Origin of the sequence: Bradyrhizobium sp. CCGUVB23 (assembly GCF_024199885.1) — a bacterium.
In the GTDB taxonomy this organism is placed as follows: domain Bacteria; phylum Pseudomonadota; class Alphaproteobacteria; order Rhizobiales; family Xanthobacteraceae; genus Bradyrhizobium.
In genome coordinates, this window is record NZ_JANADQ010000001.1 from 393,337 (window position 1) to 410,489 (window position 17,153).

General features: G+C 63.2%; 15 protein-coding genes and 1 riboswitch. Of the genes, 9 read left to right on the forward strand and 6 right to left on the reverse strand.

The features are described from left to right. Positions 1 to 34 precede the first annotated feature (34 nt). On the reverse strand, positions 35 to 1,069 hold the full coding sequence (locus NLN62_RS01700) for a L,D-transpeptidase (RefSeq protein ID WP_254107115.1): 1,035 nt from the start codon (positions 1,067 to 1,069) through the stop codon (positions 35 to 37). Positions 1,070 to 1,254: 185 nt separating this feature from the next. Between NLN62_RS01700 and NLN62_RS01705 the strand changes: the two genes are divergently transcribed. Then, the gene (locus tag NLN62_RS01705) at positions 1,255 to 2,235 is read left to right on the forward strand and encodes a lytic transglycosylase domain-containing protein (protein WP_254107116.1); all 981 of its coding nucleotides are present in this window, start codon (positions 1,255 to 1,257) and stop codon (positions 2,233 to 2,235) included. A gap of 105 nt (positions 2,236 to 2,340) precedes the next feature. Continuing rightward, positions 2,341 to 2,811, forward strand: coding sequence for an NUDIX domain-containing protein (locus tag NLN62_RS01710; protein WP_027526821.1), 471 nt, complete (start codon positions 2,341 to 2,343; stop codon positions 2,809 to 2,811). A gap of 142 nt (positions 2,812 to 2,953) precedes the next feature. Here the strand turns inward: NLN62_RS01710 and NLN62_RS01715 are convergent, their stop codons facing one another. The 3 genes from NLN62_RS01715 to NLN62_RS01725 are packed head-to-tail and all read right to left on the reverse strand — an operon-like array spanning position 2,954 to position 5,904. Continuing rightward, a complete protein-coding gene (locus NLN62_RS01715) occupies positions 2,954 to 3,337 on the reverse strand; it encodes a cupin domain-containing protein (protein ID WP_254107117.1) in 384 nt (127 codons plus the stop codon). A gap of 19 nt (positions 3,338 to 3,356) precedes the next feature. Next, positions 3,357 to 4,061 (reverse strand): SDR family oxidoreductase, encoded by a 705-nt coding sequence (locus NLN62_RS01720; RefSeq protein WP_254107118.1) that lies wholly within the window; start codon positions 4,059 to 4,061, stop codon positions 3,357 to 3,359. 43 nt (positions 4,062 to 4,104) lie between these two features. Next, positions 4,105 to 5,904 carry a thiamine pyrophosphate-binding protein gene (locus tag NLN62_RS01725; RefSeq protein ID WP_254107119.1) on the reverse strand — a complete coding sequence of 600 codons (1,800 nt, stop codon included), beginning with the start codon at positions 5,902 to 5,904 and terminating at the stop codon, positions 4,105 to 4,107. Between the two features lie 174 nt (positions 5,905 to 6,078). Here NLN62_RS01725 and NLN62_RS01730 point away from each other — a divergent pair, with 174 nt between their 5' ends. The 6 genes from NLN62_RS01730 (at position 6,079) to NLN62_RS53125 (ending at position 13,094) form a co-directional block, all read left to right on the forward strand. After that, on the forward strand, positions 6,079 to 7,017 hold the full coding sequence (locus NLN62_RS01730) for an IclR family transcriptional regulator (protein ID WP_254107120.1): 939 nt from the start codon (positions 6,079 to 6,081) through the stop codon (positions 7,015 to 7,017). A 144-nt stretch (positions 7,018 to 7,161) separates the two neighbouring features. Further along, positions 7,162 to 8,406, forward strand: a complete 1,245-nt coding sequence (locus NLN62_RS01735) for an ABC transporter substrate-binding protein (RefSeq protein ID WP_084801721.1) — start codon at positions 7,162 to 7,164, stop codon at positions 8,404 to 8,406. An 86-nt stretch (positions 8,407 to 8,492) separates the two neighbouring features. After that, on the forward strand, positions 8,493 to 9,368 hold the full coding sequence (locus NLN62_RS01740) for a branched-chain amino acid ABC transporter permease (protein WP_254107121.1): 876 nt from the start codon (positions 8,493 to 8,495) through the stop codon (positions 9,366 to 9,368). Then, complete coding sequence (locus NLN62_RS01745) at positions 9,365 to 11,899, forward strand: branched-chain amino acid ABC transporter ATP-binding protein/permease (RefSeq protein ID WP_254107122.1); 2,535 nt, start codon at positions 9,365 to 9,367, stop codon at positions 11,897 to 11,899. Before NLN62_RS01740 ends, NLN62_RS01745 begins: the two co-directional genes overlap by 4 nt. Before the next feature lie 263 nt (positions 11,900 to 12,162). Beyond that, on the forward strand, positions 12,163 to 12,828 hold the full coding sequence (locus NLN62_RS01750; protein ID WP_063621793.1) for a hypothetical protein: 666 nt from the start codon (positions 12,163 to 12,165) through the stop codon (positions 12,826 to 12,828). A 29-nt stretch (positions 12,829 to 12,857) separates the two neighbouring features. Next, positions 12,858 to 13,094: an HGGxSTG domain-containing protein gene (locus NLN62_RS53125; RefSeq protein ID WP_305881686.1), complete on the forward strand. Its 237-nt coding sequence runs from the start codon at positions 12,858 to 12,860 to the stop codon at positions 13,092 to 13,094. Between the two features lie 238 nt (positions 13,095 to 13,332). Here the strand turns inward: NLN62_RS53125 and glyA are convergent, their stop codons facing one another. Then, positions 13,333 to 14,619, reverse strand: a complete 1,287-nt coding sequence (glyA, locus tag NLN62_RS01760) for a serine hydroxymethyltransferase (protein WP_254107124.1) — start codon at positions 14,617 to 14,619, stop codon at positions 13,333 to 13,335. 34 nt (positions 14,620 to 14,653) lie between these two features. After that, positions 14,654 to 14,739: riboswitch (ZMP/ZTP riboswitch) on the reverse strand. 468 nt (positions 14,740 to 15,207) lie between these two features. After that, a complete protein-coding gene (locus NLN62_RS01765; protein ID WP_254107125.1) occupies positions 15,208 to 15,675 on the reverse strand; it encodes a hypothetical protein in 468 nt (155 codons plus the stop codon). A gap of 280 nt (positions 15,676 to 15,955) precedes the next feature. On the opposite strand from NLN62_RS01765, the gene NLN62_RS01770 reads away from it, so the two are divergent. Next, positions 15,956 to 17,086 (forward strand): ABC transporter substrate-binding protein, encoded by a 1,131-nt coding sequence (locus NLN62_RS01770; protein ID WP_084801717.1) that lies wholly within the window; start codon positions 15,956 to 15,958, stop codon positions 17,084 to 17,086. Positions 17,087 to 17,153 lie beyond the last annotated feature (67 nt).

A 17,153-nucleotide genomic window follows, 5' to 3' on the forward strand; every position in this document is an offset into this window, starting at 1 on the left:
TCTGTCTGAGGTCGACGATCAGCCGGCAAGCACGTTACGTCCGCGAGCTCCTTGCCAGCGGCCGGCTCTGCGCAGGGGCTATCGCTTCTCCCGGCCGATCCAGAAACACCACCGGCGTTCCACGCTTGATGTTCGCGCTGAGTGTTAGCGCATCCCAGTTGGTCAGTCGGATGCAACCGTGCGAGGCCGACTTGCTCACCTTGCCGGGATCGGGGGTGCCGTGAATGCCGTAGCCTTCGGCGGACAGGTTGATCCAGGTCGAGCCGACAGGGTTGTTCGGACCGGGCTTGATCGTGAAAGGTCTTTTCGATTTCACACCCTTGAACCTGTAATCCGGATTGTAGCGATAGGTCGGATTTCGATTGATGGCCGTCACTTTCAGCGTGCCGCTCGGCGTCGGCTTCTCTGAACTGCCGACCGTCGCAGGATAGAACGCGAGCAGCTTTCCGCTTGCGTCAAATGCCTTCAGCGTCTGCCGCGCCTTGTCGATTTCGACGCGCGCGACCGGCATCGCATTCTGCTGACCGATGACGTTTGCAACGGCGATCGTCTCGCCTGCCATGTCGAACTTTTTCCCAGGGTTGATCGCGTTGAGCAACGCCTCGCTCATGTGGAATTTCTCGGCGAGCGCCTCGCGCGGGCTGGTGTAGCTCAGCGCCTCCAGGCTCTTCATGTCCTCCATCTTCGCCGGCAGCTTCATGAGGAACGGTCCCTTCACGTCCGCTTCGGTGATTTTGTAATCGACGATGGCCGGACCGTCGCTCGTCGCCGTGAGCTTGTCCCAGAGATCCGGCGTGATCGTCTTGTCGAGATTGAGCTCATTTGCTTCGGCAAACGCGGACAGGGCCTTCTGCGCGTTCTCGCCAAGCTTGCCGTCGATCTCGCCCGGAGAGAAGTGCGCGCGATCGAGCAGGATCTGAAGCTTGACGATGGAGCTGCTCGGCTTGTCTGAGCCCGTCGGCTTCGCCGGCATGGCTGCATCATTGATGGCAGCGGGATCGAGCCCACCTGCGATGACAGGCGTCATCGCAAGGAACGAGAGCACCGCAGCGACAAGGGATCGCAACATGCTGCATCCTCAGCCTAACATTCTCCGTAAAGTCACGGGACGCGATGAAGTTCCTCAGCGAGGAAAATACGGTGTTCCTGCGGGGAACAGCAAAGATCGCAGCTTCGCCGCAATCGACTCCTTAAAAAGTCCCTATCGGCAGCGCACTTGCAGCCAACTCACCACAATTGAGGTTCACACAAGCAATGCGATTTGTTTTCGCGGCGCTCGCCGCGTTCCTCGTCCTGATGCTCGACCTCGATGGACCGGCCACTCCGCCATCGCGCGCCAACAATCTCCTCCTCGCAACCAGTCCATCCGAACAAATCTCCTCAGCCTTGGCAGCGCTGTTTGAAAGTGCCAAGGCCGACGAACAGTCGAACACGATACGCGCACAAGAGAGTTCTCCCCCGTCGGACACGCCAGCGGATACCACCACCGAACGCAAGGCGGAGGAGTCGCCGCACGATGCATTCTGCCACGCGCTGCGCGAGGCCGCCGAGAATAGCGAAATCCCGGTCCCGTTCTTTGCACGCCTGATCTGGCAGGAGAGCCGCTTCCGCTCGAACGAGGTCAGTCACGCCGGGGCGCGAGGCGTCGCGCAATTCATGCCGGAAACCGCAGCCGAAGTCGGGCTCGACGATCCCTTCGATCCATTCAAGGCGCTGCCCGCGTCCGCAAGGCTGCTGCGCAAGCTGCGGGATGATTTCGGCAACCTTGGCCTCGCAGCAGCGGCCTACAACGCCGGAAGCGGCCGCATACAGAAATGGCTGGCGAAGCAGAGCGCCCTTCCGCGCGAGACACGCGATTACGTCCGCATCATCACCGGCACCAAGGCGGAAGACTGGATCGAGGACGCCGACATGCTCGCGATCCGCATTGATCTGCCCAGCGAAGCGCCGTGCGAAGGCATCGGCGGGCTGTCCAAGACCAGAGAGGTCGCATTCGTCTCGGCATTGCCTACGGCTGGTGTCACCGCGCTGCTGCAGAAGGCGCAAGCTGCGGAGACCGCCGCACAGCTTGCGGTTCACGGGGGGCGCAAGCGGCTCGCCTTGCTGATCCGGAAAAGCAGGCCATCGGCGGGTGCCGCGCGGCTCAGCAAGGCACGCAGCACGATCGCCGCGCGTGCAGCCAGAGGCGCGAAGGCTCGCGTTCGCATCGCATCGCGCGAGCGGTCGTCGAGCTAGCGCGCAGACCCGCGCGTCGACCGGTTGATGTGCCCGCGGATTCTGCGTTGAATGCGGCGTCCATCATTCCGGACGGAACTCAAGAACGCGAACGCGGAACCCGCGATGCCATCCAAGAGTGCCGGGATCATCGCCTACCGAATGCGGCCGCCGGGTATAGAGGTTCTCCTCGTTCATCCCGGCGGCCCGTTCTGGCGCAACAAGGATTTCGGCGCCTGGTCCATTCCAAAGGGCGAATACGCCGATGGACAGGAGGCCGACGCAGCCGCACGACGGGAGTTCGCTGAAGAGCTCGGAACGGAGCTGACGGCACCGCTGATCGAGCTCGGTCAGGTCAAGCAGCGCGGCGGCAAGATCGTCACGGCCTTCGCCGCCGAGTTCGACATCGATCCGCACAACATTCGCAGCAACACCTTCGAGATCGAATGGCCGCCGCGTAGCGGCAAGCGGCAGAGCTTTCCCGAGGTCGACCGCGCCGAATGGTTCGCGCTCGATGCGGCACGCGAGAAGATCAATGCCGGCCAGCGTCCGCTGCTCGATCGGCTGGCGCAGCGCGTTGGCGGCGGCTCGGGATAGCTCGCGCTGGCGCGCCTGCCCCCAAAACAAAATCTTCGAAAACGACCCCATGCAAAGTAGCCGGAGGCCGCCGGCATAGTGACACGTCGGGCAAATCAGTGGCAAACTGCCAACATCCCCATTCCCTTCCGACGCTGCCTGCTCAGACCGGTTTCTCGTCATCCATCACTGGCGAGGTGACCACCAGGAACACGAGATCGACCAGGCCCGAGTTCGAGATCGCGTGCTCGACGCCGGGCGGCAGAAAAATCACGTCGTGCTTGCGCACGACATGGTTCTTGCCGGCGATCTCCATCAGCCCCTCGCCTTCGAGCACGTGGTAGACCTGCTCTTGCACCTTGTGATGGTGGCGGGCGACATAGGCCATCGGCTGGTACATCGAGATCCGGTAGTCGATGTGGCGCGAGCCTGCATTCTCCGGCATCACCAGCGGCTTCGACAGCGCGCCGCCGAAATGGTTGGGGAATTCGCGCCAGGGCACTTCGGCGATGTGGCGGATGAAGGCGCCGTTGGTTTCGTCTGCCATGGTCGAACTCCCTTCCGGATCAGCTCACGAGCGCGCCGCCGTCGACATACACGATCGAGCCCGTGGCAAAACCGTTGGCCATGAAGCTCAGGATCTGCTGCGCGATGTCTTCTGCTGCACCGACGCGGCCGACCGGCAGCGCGGCGGCCGTCTTTGCCAACATTTCGCGCCGCGCCGCTTCGGGCATCGCAGCGCGGATCGGCGTGTCGATCACACCGGGCGACACCGCATTGACGCGAACCGGTGCGAGCTCGAGCGCCAGCGCACGCGCGAGCGATTCCAGCGCGCCGTTCGCTGCACTAATGATCGCCGAATTCGGACGCGGCCGCAGGCTGAGAAAGCCTGTGACCAACGTCAGCGAGCCGCCAGGCCTGATCTCTGCTTCGCGCGCCACCCGCCAGGCGCCCCAGAATTTTCCTTCCATCGTGCTGCGCACGTCGTCCATGGCGACGGTCTTGAACGGACCCGTCTTGAGCTCTGCCGCCGTCAGCACGACGTGATCGACCGGGCCGGTGCGGCGGAACAGATCGGCGATGCTGTCATCGCTGGTCACGTCGGCCGGAATCGCGATCACATTCAACCGCTCGGCGACCGCATCGAGCTTTGCGGCGTTGCGCGAGGCGATAATGACGTCGGCGCCCTGCTTCTTGGCGAGCTCGGCCGTGGCGAGCCCAATGCCGGAGGAGCCGCCGACCACTACGACCTTCTTGCCTGCGAGCGTCATTCCCGTGTCCCCTGTTGTTGTCTTGAAAGTCGCTGCCGCGCGATCAGTCCGGCTGATAGCGCGTGCCGATGCCCGCCTTGCTTTGGCCGAGCCCCGGCAGCTCCCACACGCCGGCGCCGGCCGGGTTGACGTCTGCGGCGATATCGACGTCGATAAGATAGGGCTTGTTGGCGGCGATGCCCTTGCGGATGGCCTCGCCAATATCTGCGGCGCGATCCACCCGCACGCCTTCGACGCCGCAGGAACGCGCCATCGCCGCAAAATCGGGATTGTAGCGCTCGCCCGTGACGGGATCCTTGAAGTCGGTTGCGAGCTCGCGGCCGCCGAGATAGCCGCGCTGCAAGCCGCGGATCGATGCATAGGCGTAGTTGTTCCAGACCACCCACACCACGGGCAGATTATATTCGACGGCGGTACCCAGCACGTTGGCGTGCATGAAGAAGGCGCCGTCGCCGCACACCGAGACGCAGGGACGATCGGGCGCGGCGAACTTCGCGCCCATCACGCCGGCGACGCCAAAGCCCATCGGGCCAAAGCCCATCGAGCCGATCAGCGAATCCGGCCGCTTCGGCTTGCAGAAGCCCAAGAGCCAATTGTGGTGCACGCCGATGTCACTGACAAGGATCGCATCCTCCGGCAACGCTTTGTCGATCTCGGCCGCGGCGCGCTGCGGATTGATCGGCGTGGTGTCGTCCGAGAATCCCGGCGCGACGAACTTGTCCCACTCCTTGCGGTAGCCATCGATCTGCGCCAGCCATTTCTTTCGCGCATCGGATTTCCTGAAGAGGTTATCGCGACGATCAAGCTCGGCGTGCACCTGCCGCAGGAAGGTGCGGACGTCGGCCATCAGCCCGAGTGCGACGGGATAGTTGCGGCCGATCTCCTCGGGATCGATGTCGACGTGGATGAGCCGCGTCGGCGGGATGGTGAAGGAATAACCGGGAATCCACGAGCTCGATGTGCGGTCGTCGAAGCGGACACCGAGCGCGAGCAGCACATCAGCCTGACGCGTCGCATGATTGGCCTGGTAATGTCCCGCGCGGGCGACGAGCCCGAGCGCCAGCGGATGGTTGACGTCGAGCGCGCCGAGACCTGAGGCCGACGCTGCGACGGGGATCTGCAAGCGCTCGGCGAGCCAGCGCAGTTCGTCCGCAGCACCGCCGTAACGCACGCCCTGCCCGACCAGCATCACCGGCCGCTCGGCCGAGAGCAGCATGTCGACGGCCTCGACCACACCGTCGGGATCGGCGCCGCAACGGCTCGAGATGTTGGCGTTCCACTCGATCGCCTTCGGCGCCTCTTCTGCGGCCGATTCCATGAAGACGTCGAAGGGAACATCGACCACCACCGGCCCCGGCCGTCCCGTGATCATGGTCTTCCAGGCCTGCCGCACCGCGAGCGGCACCATCTCGCCGCGCGTCGGCTGAAACACCTTCTTGCAGATCGAACGCACGGTGGAGGGAAAGTCGGCCTGATGGTGCCGGTACATTTCCTGGAACGCGCCGCGATTGAACTGGCTGGTCGGCACGTTGCCGGTGATCGCCATGAACGGCACGGAATCGAGGAAGGCATTCGCAAGCGAGATCGGTAAATTGGCCGAGCCGGGCCCGCAGGAGGTGAAGGTTGCGGTCGGCCGCCCGGAGACGCGGTAATAGACGTCGGCCATGAAGCCGGCGACGCTCTCATGATGAACCGAGATCGTCTTGATCTCGGACGAACGCTCATACAGCGCGTCGATGAACTGGATATTGCCGTGGCCGCAGAGCCCGAACACCTGCGGCACCTTCTCCTGGATCAGGTAGTCGACAATGACCTGGGCGCCGTTGAGCATGTTTCGCGACATTCAACTCGTCTCCCTGTGGCCCGACGGCTTCTTCTTCGACGCGGCGGCCATCGTTGAGCCGCCGGCACCCTATTTCTCATAATGCTGTACGTCAATTTATATTGTGATAGTCTATCTTCTGGGGAAACCCGCGGTGCCCCGCGCCTGCCGCGTGCTAGTGTCAGGACTGGAGCCATGATGGATTCATCGAAGGGGGCCTTTTCCTTGAGATCGCGCACCAAGCCCAGCACCAGCGAAAAGCCCGCAAGCCCGCGCAAGGCGGCCGTTGCAAAACTGGTCCCGCCGACACAGGCGGATGGCGACGACGCCGACGACAAGCAGCGCGCCGGCGGCGTGCAGTCGCTCGGCCGCGCCTTCTCGATTCTGGAAGAGGTTGCGCGCCACCGCGAAGGGATCGGCCTTGCGGAATTGAGCAAGCTCGTCGGCCTGCACAACTCGACCACCTTTCATCTCGCCAAAACGCTGGTCTCGCTCGGCTATCTCCGCCAGGAGAAGGACAACAAGCGCTACCGCATCGGCCGTCCGCTGTTCGCGCTTGCCGCATCCGCGCTCGACGAGATCGAGATGGTCAATGTCGCAACGCCTGTGCTGGAGGCTCTATCCCGCGAGACCAGCGAAAGTAGCCATTTTGCCGTGCGCATGGGCGATGCCGTGATCGTCATCGCGCGGACCAGCGGGCCCGGCGCGTTCCAACTCACGGACCGCGTCGGCGTGGTCCGGCCTGCGCACTGCACTGCGCTCGGCAAGATCATTCTCGCTTCGCTCCGCCCCGAGCAGCTCAAGCGCTTCCTCGATCGTGCCGAGCTGAAGCCGTCGACGCCCAAATCCATCACCGATGCCGGCGTGCTGATGCGCGAGATCGCCGAGGTGCAGCGTACCGGCGTTGCCTTCGACGACGGCGAGTTCAATCCGGAAGTGCGCTGCGTTGCGGTGCCGGTTTTGGATTTCACCGGACAGGTGATCGGGGCGCTCGGCATTTCCGGACCGATCTGGCGATTGTCGAACCAGGCACTGCATGCAAGCGCACAGGTCGTACAAGTCGCGGCCAACCGGCTCTCCGCGGAGTTCGGTGCCAAAACAACTGCGTCCAAGCCGGCTGCGAAAAAAGTCTAAGGCGCGCGCAAGCGGTGATTTTGCCGGTTGACACCGGCGATGCCGTTCGGGATTATCCTTCCGCATTAAAAAAACGTCTCTCACAATATCGCAATGCCGATGCTGAAGGGGGACACCGCGATGCACTGGGGAGGAGGCTTTGAGATGATCCGCACCAGCCGACGGACATTGTTGAAGGCGAGCGCGGCGCTGGCCGGCGCATCCGCGCTCGGATTCCCCGCGATCGCGCGCGCCCAGGCGGAGAAGATCAGGATCGGCCACCTGACGCCGCTGACGGGCTTTCTCGGCGTGATCGGCGGCTACGCCCAGCTCGGGGTGAAGCTCGCCGCTGAGGAGATCAACCAGTCCGGCGGCATTCTGGGCAAGCAGATCGATCTGCTCTCGGAAGACTCCATCAACCCCGCGACCGCCGCGACCAAGGCGCAGCGCATGCTGGAGCAGGACGGCGCCGTGGTGCTGCTCGGCGAAATCTCGTCGGCCTCCTCGCTCACCATCATGCAGGTCGCCGAGCGCAACAAGAAGGTGTTCTTCTCGACCGGTGCGCGCTCCGACGCGCTGCGCGGCAAGAACTGCAACAAATACTCATTCCACTGCGACATCCCCAACACCGTGATGGTCAATGCGGTCGGCACGGCGCTCTCGCAGAAAGGCATGGTGAAGGGCAAAAAGTTCTTCACGCTCACCGCCGACTACATCTTCGGCCACGACCTCCTGAAGGCCGCGAAGGCGTTCTTCGGCACGCACGAGGCCAACCTGATCGGCGACGAGCTGATCGCGACCGACGTCACCGATTTCAGCCCGTATCTTCTAAAGGTGCGGCAGGCCAAGCCCGATGTGGTGTGCTGCAACCTCGCCGGCAACCAGGTCACCAATCTCGTCAAGCAATATGCCGAGTTCGGCCTGCCCTATCCGCTGGTCGGCTTCAATCTCAACACCGGCGATGCCTGGGCGGCGGGCGCCGGCAATCTCAGCGGCACCTGGCCGACGGTCTGGTATCACACGCTCGACAACCCGACGTCGAAGGCGTTCGTCGCCGCCTTCGGCAAGAAATACGGCAAGCCGCCGGAGAACCACGCCTGGATCGACTACGTCACGCTGAAACTGCTCGCGGAGGCGATCAACACGACGAAATCGACCGACAGCGGCGAGCTGATCTCCTATTTCGAGAAACAGTCGCAGTTCGACATCGGCAAGGCGCGCAAGGCCTATTTCCGCTCCTGGGACCATCAGCTCGTGCAGGAGGCCTATCCGTTCACGGTGAAGCCGAAGGAACAGATGAAGGACCAGTGGGACATGCTTGTGCTGGGCGATGCCGTGCCGGCAGCGAACGATCCGCTGGAACAGATCTATCCGACCAGGGAACAGAACCCCTGCGAAATGAAGGCCTGACGCGCGCTCTAGCGCAAAATGGTCAGTTGGCACCAGCGGCGACGGCGGAGAGCCGGCGCCGCTTTTGCCAAGGCGATGGATGCAACATGCAGTTCGAGTTCTTGCTGGAACAGGTGGTGAATGGCCTCGTGCTCGGCGGCTATTACCTCCTCATCGCGCTCGGACTATCGCTGATCTTCTCCGTCGGCGGCATCGTCAATCTCGCGCATGGCGCTTTCTATGCGCTCGGCGCCTATGTCTTCGTCGAGCTGACGCACCATCTCGGCTTCGGCGCGTCGGTGGTGATCTCGCCGCTCGCCGTCGCGCTGCTCGGCATCGTCTTCGAGCGCTTCATCCTGCGCCGGTTCTATGCGTCCGACCCGATCCTCAGTCTTCTCGTGACCTTCGGCCTTGCGATGGTCGCCGAGCAGGCGATCCGCATGATCTGGGGCGCGGCGCCAGTGTCGGCCGAGATTCCGCAAAGCTTTCGCGGCTCGGTCATCCTCGGTGATTTCCTGTTCTCGCGCTATCGCCTGCTGATATTGGCGGTGGTGGCAGTGGTGCTCGTCGGCATCTGGCTGCTCCTGCACAAGACCTCGTTCGGACGCGTGGTGCGCGCCGGCATCCAGCGGCCGGACATGGTCGCTAGCCTCGGCATCCGCCTTCAGCCCTACATGACCGCAATCGTCATGCTCGGCGTCGGCATGGCTGCGCTCGGCGGCGCCTTCTTCGCGCCGATCACCACCGTGCATCCGGCGATGGGCGCCGAGATCATGACGGTCGCCTTCGTCGTCGTCGTGATCGGCGGCCTCGGCAGCTTTTGGGGCGTCGTCATCGCCGCCCTCCTCGTCGGCGTCGTGCGCGGCATCGCGATTCATTTCCAGCCGGCCGCGGGCGAAGCCTCGATCTACATCCTGATGTTCCTGGTGCTGCTGGTGCGCCCGCGCGGCCTGCTCGGCGAACGCATCGAGAAGTTCGAATGACATCCACCTTCGACAAGCTGAAGCCGCTGCTGGTCGCCGCCGCAGCCGTCATCGCACTGCCGTTCGTGCTCAGGGCCCTCGGCCTGTCGCTCAACACCGGCACCTGGGTGATCGCCCTTGCGATCGCCACCATGGGGCTCAACCTCTGCATCGGCTATACCGGCCTCGTCTCCTTCGGCCACAGCACCTGGTTCGGCGTCGGTGCGTACGCGGCCGGGTTGATCCAGCTTCGCTTCTTCCCCGGCGAGATCTGGCTGCCGTTGCTGCTCTCGACGCTCGTCGTCGCCGCGGCTTCAGTGGTGGTCGGCGCGTTGATCCTGCGCCGGCGCGGCGTCTATTTCTCACTTTTGACGCTGGCGCTCGCAGCGCTAGTCTATACGACCGCGTTCCGCTGGACGAGCCTCACCGGCGGCGAAGACGGCCTCGGCGGACTGAAGCGCGGCCACATCGGCCCGCTCGATCTCGACAATTCGCTCGCCTATTACGCCGTCGTCGCCGTCATCGGCCTTGTCGTGCTCTACGTCCTGTTGCGCCTGGTGCGCTCGCCCTTCGGCCATGTGCTGGTCGCGATCCGCGAGAACCAGCTGCGCGCGACGTTCCAGGGCTACCCGGTCGAACGCTACAAGCTCGCGGTCTTCGTGGTCTCGGCAGTCGTCACGGGCATTGCCGGCGCGCTGATCGCGTTCCTGAACTATCTCGTCTCGGCCGAGGCCGTCTCGGTGCCGTTCGCCGGCGAGCTGCTTGCGATGGTCGTGATCGGCGGAATGCGCAGCATGCTGGGCCCGGCGTTAGGCGCGCTGTTCTTCATCCTGTTCCGCGAGCTGTTCTCGATCTGGACGTCGGACTGGCTGTTCTGGTTCGGCATCACTTTCGTCGCCTTCGTGATGTATTCGCCTGGCGGCCTCGTCGGCATCGGCACCTTGATCATGCGTCGCGTCCACCCTCCCGGCGAAGAGTCGGCCGCGATGAGCCGGCGCAAGATCTATGACGGCCTGGAGCTGCCGGCCTTCCTGCGGCCGCAAGCGCTGACCGGGACGGTGCTAGAGGTGAGCGGCGTCTCGAAGAAGTTCGGCGGCATCCGCGCCGTGCACGATGCGAGCATCACCGTCGGGGCCGGCGAAATTCACGCACTGATCGGGCCGAACGGCGCCGGCAAGACCACGCTGTTCAACCTGGTCTCCGGCCTCTACGCGCCGGATCAGGGCAGCATCCGCCTCAACGGCCGCGACGTCGCAGGCGTGCCGTCGAACCTGATCTGCCATCAGGGGCTGGCGCGCTCGTTCCAGATTACCAACCTGTTCCGTGGCCTGACCATCTACGAGAATTTAAGGCTCTCGCTTCAGGCGCGACGGCCGATGCGCTTCAACATCTGGAACGACATCGACGCGTACGACGACATCCACGCCGAGACGGCGGAGCTGATCAAATTCCTCGGGCTCGAAGGCATCGAGGAGATCGAGGGCGGCGAGCTCTCCTATGGCGGACAGCGGCTTGTTGATTTGGGCATCGCGCTCGGCTCGAAGCCACAGGTGCTGCTGCTCGACGAGCCACTCGCGGGGCTTGCCGCCGCCGAGCGCGAGCGCGTCTCCAGCCTCGTCAAGAACATCGCCGCCAACATCCCGGTGCTGATCGTCGAGCACGACATCGATCGCGTGCTCGGCTTCTCAGCCGTCGTCACGGTGATGAACCAGGGCGAAGTCTTGATGTCGGACTGCCCCGAGGCGGTGCGCGCAGACCTCAGGGTGCAGGAGATCTACACCGGCACCGGCATTCCCGCCATCGCGCATCAGCGCAGCGACGATGCCGCAAGCGAGACGAAACCGATCCTGCGCTTCGAGCGCGTCAACACGTTCTACGGCAAGAGCCACATCCTGAGCGACGCCTCGCTCGACGTGCGCGAAGGCGAGATCGTCGCGCTCCTGGGCCGCAACGGCGCGGGCAAGTCGACGCTGCTGAAGACGCTGGCCGGCTTGGTCCCAGCGGCATCAGGCAGCATCGACTATCGTGGCGAGGACATCGCGCGCCTGGCGGCGCCCGACATCGCGCGCCGCGGCATCGGCTATGTGCCGCAGGGCCGCGGCCTGTTCGCCGGCATGACCGTGCGCGAGAACCTCGCGCTCGGCCGCCTCGCCCGCAAGACCGACGGCAGCGACGGCGTGGTGTGGGACGAGGCACAGATCCTGCACACCTTCCCGCGGCTGAAGGAGCGCATGAACGTCGCGGCCGACTATCTGTCCGGCGGCGAGCAGCAGATGGTGGCGGTGGCCCGTGCGATGTCCGGCAATGTCCGCCTGCTGCTGCTCGACGAACCCTTCGAGGGACTTGCGCCGGCGGTGACGCTCGAGCTGTTCAAAGTGTTCGACCAGCTCCGGCGGCACATGTCGATCGTGATCGTCGAGCACAATCTCGACCTCGTGCTCGCCCTCGCCGACCGCGTCTTCGCGCTGGAGCGCGGCACGGTGTTCCACCGGGGCCCGGCCAAGCCGCTGCTGACTGACCTCAGCTACCGCAAGCAGATCCTGTGGCTGTAGGCCAGCGGAGACGCGCAGGCAGCCGGTTGGACGACTTACGATTTTACGAAATAATTTGACACGTCGGGCAAATCACCGGCATAATGCCATCATTGCCAAATCCCTGAAGTGATCCACGCGGTGCGCGGCAACGGCGCGTCGCGATACCTTGCGCGCTACTCATCCTCATCGACATCAGCAACGGGTCCGGCGGGCCGCGGGCGACGATCGGCCCTGCGCGCATCCGCTCAACGCGCCTGCGCGGACCCAAAGGAAGCATCGACATGACGGCATCTTCAGACCACGACACGGCGGCAGCGCTCGCCGCGCCCGACCACCCCCAAACCGCAGCATTCCCGCGCATCAAGATCTCCAAGCGTGGCATTTCGATCGACCATCCGGATCCGGAGGCAGGCGAACGGCTGATGGCTGAAACGTTCGGGGTCGCCGACAGCGACGCCATGTACGGCATCCTCAAGCAATTGGTGAAGGCGAGCGTGAACGGCAACAAGCTCGACCACGCGAATCTCGCCTTCATGATCTCGATGATGCAGGCCATCAAGCCCAGGGACTCCATCGAGGCCATGCTGGCGGCGCAGATGGTCGCCGTGCACGTCACCGCGATGCGAAGTGCCCATCATCTCGCCCGCGCCGGCGACATCCAGAACCAGGATAGCGCCGCCCGTGCGCTCGGCAAGCTCGTGCGCATTTTTCCGGCCCAGATCGAGGCGCTCAACCGTTACCGGCACAACGGCGAGCCGGCCATCACCGTGCAAAACCTGTCGGTGCAGGACGGCGGCAAGGCCATCGTCGGCAACGTCACCCAGCACGCGCACATGATCGTGTCGCGGTCGGGCGCCGTTGCCGCGCTGGCGGAGGCGCGGACGGTCCCGATGCCAATTGTCGGCGAACGGGAGCACGTCGCCGCAAGGCAAGACGCGACTGCATGAGCGGCGGTCACGCCCGCAGTACGAGCGCGATGCTGGCGAGCCCGCGTTGCGGCGCCAGAACGCGCAGCGACCGGTCCTGCCGTGCGCCGGCGGTGCACGGCAAGCTGCGTTGCCGCATGCACGGCGGCGCGGCGGGATCGGGCGCGCCGAGGGGAAACAGGAATGCGCGGAAGCATGGGCTGTTCACGAAGAAGGGCATCGCCGAGAAAAAGCAAGTTCGGGACTTGTTGGATGAGGCGCGGAGACTGCTTAGGGAACTCACGTGATGCCGCCTCCTTCAACTCGGGCTGCCTCGCGTCAAGTCGATCACCCTTTCTTGTGTGACCTAGTTCATAGGCTGTCTCCGTTGAGCAGACTACGTTAGGTGACGGGTTGAGCGTTAGCTCGCCTTGCCGCCCGACGGGCGTTTCCTCCCTAGACTGGCCGATCGCTTCAAGCGATCGGCCCTTTCCTCGTGCATGAGGCCCTTGAGGTCGCGGCCCTACGCGGGAGCGACGGTCTTATTCATCGGCCCACCACCTTGGACGGCAGCGCGATCCCCGGGACAGGGAACGCGCGGCACATCTCGACGCTCTTCGCTCTGAGCCGTCTTACCACTGCCGCATCGCCCTTCGACCTGAGAGACTCTGCGATGAGTTCGGCGATAAGCCGCATTTCGGGCTCACCCATGCCACGCGTGGTCGCTGCCGGCGTACCGAGGCGAATGCCGCTTGGTTTGAGCGGCGGACGCGGATCATCGGGAATGATCTGTTTGTTTGCGGTCACTCCGACGGCGTCGAGAATGTCTTCGGCCGCACCGCCGTCCAACCCTGCGCTCGTCACCGTATCCACGACCATCATGTGATTGTCAGTCCCGCCTGTAATCAACTTCATACCGCGCTCCATCAGCGCTTCGGCAAGAACCTTCGCATTGCGCATGACCAGCCGTGCGTAGGCCTGATAGTCGGACGTTGTTGCCTTCTTCAGCGTTACGGCGGTTGCGGCCACGACGTTCATGTGCGGACCTCCTTGCAGTCCGGGGAACACAGACGCGTCGATCTTTCCGGCAAACTCCCGACGACAAAGAATGATTCCCCCGCGCGGCCCGCGAAGTGTCTTGTGTGAGGTCGTCGTCATGATGTCGAAACCCGCATCGAGCGGATTACGCAGAACGTTGCCGGCGATCAAGCCGCCGTAATGGCTCACGTCGGCCATGGTAAGTGCACCCACTTCATCGGCGATGCTCTTGAAGGAGGCGTAATCCAGGTCGCGCGGATAGGAGCTGTAGCCGCACAGCACCAACTTCGGGCGGGCGCGCCGGGCTGTTGCGCGGAGCTCATCGAAGTCAATGGCGCCGCCCTTTGAAGGGTGCGTCTTGTAGCGAGCGAAGTTGAACAGCCGCCCCATGTGGGACACGGGCGCGCCATGCGTGAGATGACCGCCGTGTGAGAGGTCCATTGCCAATATCGTATCTCCAGGCTTCAACAGGCCCAGATACACGGCCTGGTTCATTGGCGACCCCGACAGAGGCTGGACGTTGGCATGCTCGGCGCGGAAAAGCGCGCAGGCTCGCTGTCGAGCAAGGTTCTCTATCTGATCAGTAAATTCTTGCCCTCCATAATACCGGCGCCCCGGATATCCCTCGGAATATTTGTTGGTGAAGACTGATCCAAGCAGCTCGAGAACCTCCGGATAGGTGTAGTTCTCGGAAGGAATCAGCTCAACGCCGTCTTGTTGACGGCGCTCCTCGCCTTCGAGAGCAAGGGCAACTTCAGAATCATAGAGGTGGAGTTCGTTGCGGAATGAGGGCATGGTCCGGGCTCCTTAAGACGCTGAATGGTCAGCTGAAAGGTGCCCAGGCGAACGGCGTTAGAACCCTTCGCGCTTCACCGTGGTCAATTCCACGTAAGCTCGCCAGTCGCGCGAGGGACGAATGAGCCTTCAAGGCTCATCGCGAGCAGAAGGCTAATCAATCCTTGGAGAGCCCGCAAGGGTTCATAGCTGATATTTCGACGCTCAGACGTTGAGACCCAAATTCCGAGGACCGATGTCCGGTCCGCTGCGGACAACGGGCGTGGCAACGGCTTATGCGTCCTTCGGCTCTGAGCCAATCCCGGAAGTCGTCACGCGACCTCACAACAAGCAAAGTTCAATGCGGCTCCGGCAGCGGCGTTCCCGGAAAAGCGAACTCCGAATCGTTGGATGAGGGTGGGAATGCTGCTATGTCCATATCAAGCGCGTTGCTTGCGCAAAGCGCAACGAGCCGCTGCGGATCAGAAGCGCCGCTGAGTAGCTTCGCTCCCAGCTCGCGGAAATAATTCTCGGTCGCGTTTCGCGCCGGTCTATCCTCACTAGCCGACATGTTGAGCCGCCAGCACTTGCTGCGAGATCTGCTCGGAGTCATTTGGAGGCAACGGTCTCCTTGAACAGCTCAATCTTGCCGCGCGCGTTGTCGGTCACCGCAAAGACCTCGTATAGATCGATCTGCGGCTTCATGCCGTAGCGCTGGATGATGCCCTCGAGCCAGGGCCCGGTGTAGAATGCCTTGGCGTCCTCGATGCGCTCCCACTGGTACACGCCACCGGCCCAGCCGCTTTCGGACCAGATGAAGTGCTTGCTGATCAGCCCTGTCACTTCGCGGAAGTTTGGTGCGATCTTGTGAAAGTGCTCGTGACACGCGGCGCAGTCGATCTGCGGTGGCAGTTTGTATCGTACAACGGCGGTGATCATGCGACCTCCTTGCAAGGACGCCCCCGGCGCAACATTGATGGCATTCCCGCGATCAAGCAAGCGAAGCGGGAAGCCGACATGGGTTAAAGGCGCAAAGCCTAACCAGTCACTTCCGTTCTGCTGCGACGAGCCGACCATTCCAGAGCATGCTGGACTCGGCTTTAGATAGGCATCGCGCGCCGATCGCTATCAAATGCGACGGACGCTGCCGCGAGTAGGTCAACACGATTGACGAGAGCCTCAATCGCCGCGCAGCTATCTCCCTGCATTTTTTTGCGTTAATGTGAACCTCTTCATAGCTATGTAGCAGACGGGCTCGGATGATGCCCAACCAAAGAGAGGCGAGCTAAGGCCCCCGCAAAGCGCCACCCGGTTCCGATGGGTTTTTTCCATTCACACGCGAGTTTGGGAGCGACACATGGAAAAGCGCGAAATTGGCAACAGCTTGACGAAAGGTCTGTCCGAAACGAAGCGGGACGCTTTCTCCCGCCGCTCGGTGCTGACGTTGGTTTGTACCCTTGGCGCCGCGGCGCCATTTGGGATGTTCGGAGCGGCTCGCGCGCTGACGGTATCAGGGACTGGGTCGCTGAATTATATTCCTGGCGAGCCCTTTATTTGTCGTGCCGCCGCGAACGGTGAAGAGCTGCAGGGCCCGCCCCGCCAACTCAAGCTAGCCTGGAACGCCAACGCAGCCTGCACGGTCGCTGCGCCAGTCGCAAAGGAACGGGGTATCTTCGCCAAACACAACCTCGATGTCGATTTCGTCAATTTCGGCGGTTCGACCGACCAGTTGCTGGAGTCGATTGCAACTGGCAAGGCGGATGCCGGTTTGGGATTGGCCCTGCGCTGGCTCAAGCCGCTGGAGCAAGGCTTCGACGTTCGGATCACCGCTGGTGTGCACGGCGGCTGCATCCGGCTCCTCGGCTCCAAGGCTGCCAACATTGACAGCCTGGAGTCCCTGCGCGGCAAGGCTATCGCGATTAGCGATCAAGCGAGCCCTGCGAAGAACTTCTTTTCGATCTACCTCGCCAAGAAGGGCATCGATCCGGCCCAGGAGGTAGAGTGGCGTCAGTACCCGGCCAATCTGCTCGCGCTTGCCGTCGACAAGGGCGAAGTGCAGGCGCTGGCCGAGATCGATCCACTACCCTATCTGTGGCTCAAGGACGGCAAGCTCAACGAGATCGCAACGAACCTGACGGGTGAATTCGTCGATCGCACCTGCTGCGTTCTCGCGATACGTGGCAGCCTCACCCGAAACGAAATGCCGGTGGCGGCTGCTCTGACACGATCGATACTGGAGGCGGCAGACCGAGTTGCCAGCGATCCCGCCGATGCCGCGGCAATCTATTCAGGCTACGGCGGGAGAGGATCCGTAGAGGATCTCGCCGCGATGTATCGCAGCCATACTCACCACAATCATCCCGTCGGGGCGGAGCTCAAGAAGCAACTTCTGCTCTACACCGATGAACTCAAGGCAGTGAACGTCATCAAGCGAAGCACCGACCCGGCCAAGTTCGCCGACCGGATCTACCTTGACGTTCTAAGCTGAGCCGATTGGGAATATCCGCAGTGAGCTCGGTCATCAATGAAGTGCCGACGCCATCAGAGAAATCGGG

Coding starts and splice junctions, on each gene's coding strand:
- NLN62_RS01720 (WP_254107118.1), bottom strand. CDS start 4,061: ATGACGCTCGCAGGCAAGAAGGTCGTAGTGGTCGGCGGCTCCTCCGGC.
- NLN62_RS01730 (WP_254107120.1), top strand. CDS start 6,079: ATGATGGATTCATCGAAGGGGGCCTTTTCCTTGAGATCGCGCACCAAG.
- NLN62_RS01770 (WP_084801717.1), top strand. CDS start 15,956: ATGGAAAAGCGCGAAATTGGCAACAGCTTGACGAAAGGTCTGTCCGAA.
- NLN62_RS01765 (WP_254107125.1), bottom strand. CDS start 15,675: ATGGTCGGCTCGTCGCAGCAGAACGGAAGTGACTGGTTAGGCTTTGCG.
- NLN62_RS01700 (WP_254107115.1), bottom strand. CDS start 1,069: ATGTTGCGATCCCTTGTCGCTGCGGTGCTCTCGTTCCTTGCGATGACG.
- NLN62_RS01710 (WP_027526821.1), top strand. CDS start 2,341: ATGCCATCCAAGAGTGCCGGGATCATCGCCTACCGAATGCGGCCGCCG.
- NLN62_RS01715 (WP_254107117.1), bottom strand. CDS start 3,337: ATGGCAGACGAAACCAACGGCGCCTTCATCCGCCACATCGCCGAAGTG.
- NLN62_RS01740 (WP_254107121.1), top strand. CDS start 8,493: ATGCAGTTCGAGTTCTTGCTGGAACAGGTGGTGAATGGCCTCGTGCTC.
- NLN62_RS01745 (WP_254107122.1), top strand. CDS start 9,365: ATGACATCCACCTTCGACAAGCTGAAGCCGCTGCTGGTCGCCGCCGCA.
- NLN62_RS01750 (WP_063621793.1), top strand. CDS start 12,163: ATGACGGCATCTTCAGACCACGACACGGCGGCAGCGCTCGCCGCGCCC.
- NLN62_RS01735 (WP_084801721.1), top strand. CDS start 7,162: ATGATCCGCACCAGCCGACGGACATTGTTGAAGGCGAGCGCGGCGCTG.
- glyA (WP_254107124.1), bottom strand. CDS start 14,619: ATGCCCTCATTCCGCAACGAACTCCACCTCTATGATTCTGAAGTTGCC.
- NLN62_RS01725 (WP_254107119.1), bottom strand. CDS start 5,904: ATGTCGCGAAACATGCTCAACGGCGCCCAGGTCATTGTCGACTACCTG.
- NLN62_RS53125 (WP_305881686.1), top strand. CDS start 12,858: ATGCTGGCGAGCCCGCGTTGCGGCGCCAGAACGCGCAGCGACCGGTCC.
- NLN62_RS01705 (WP_254107116.1), top strand. CDS start 1,255: ATGCGATTTGTTTTCGCGGCGCTCGCCGCGTTCCTCGTCCTGATGCTC.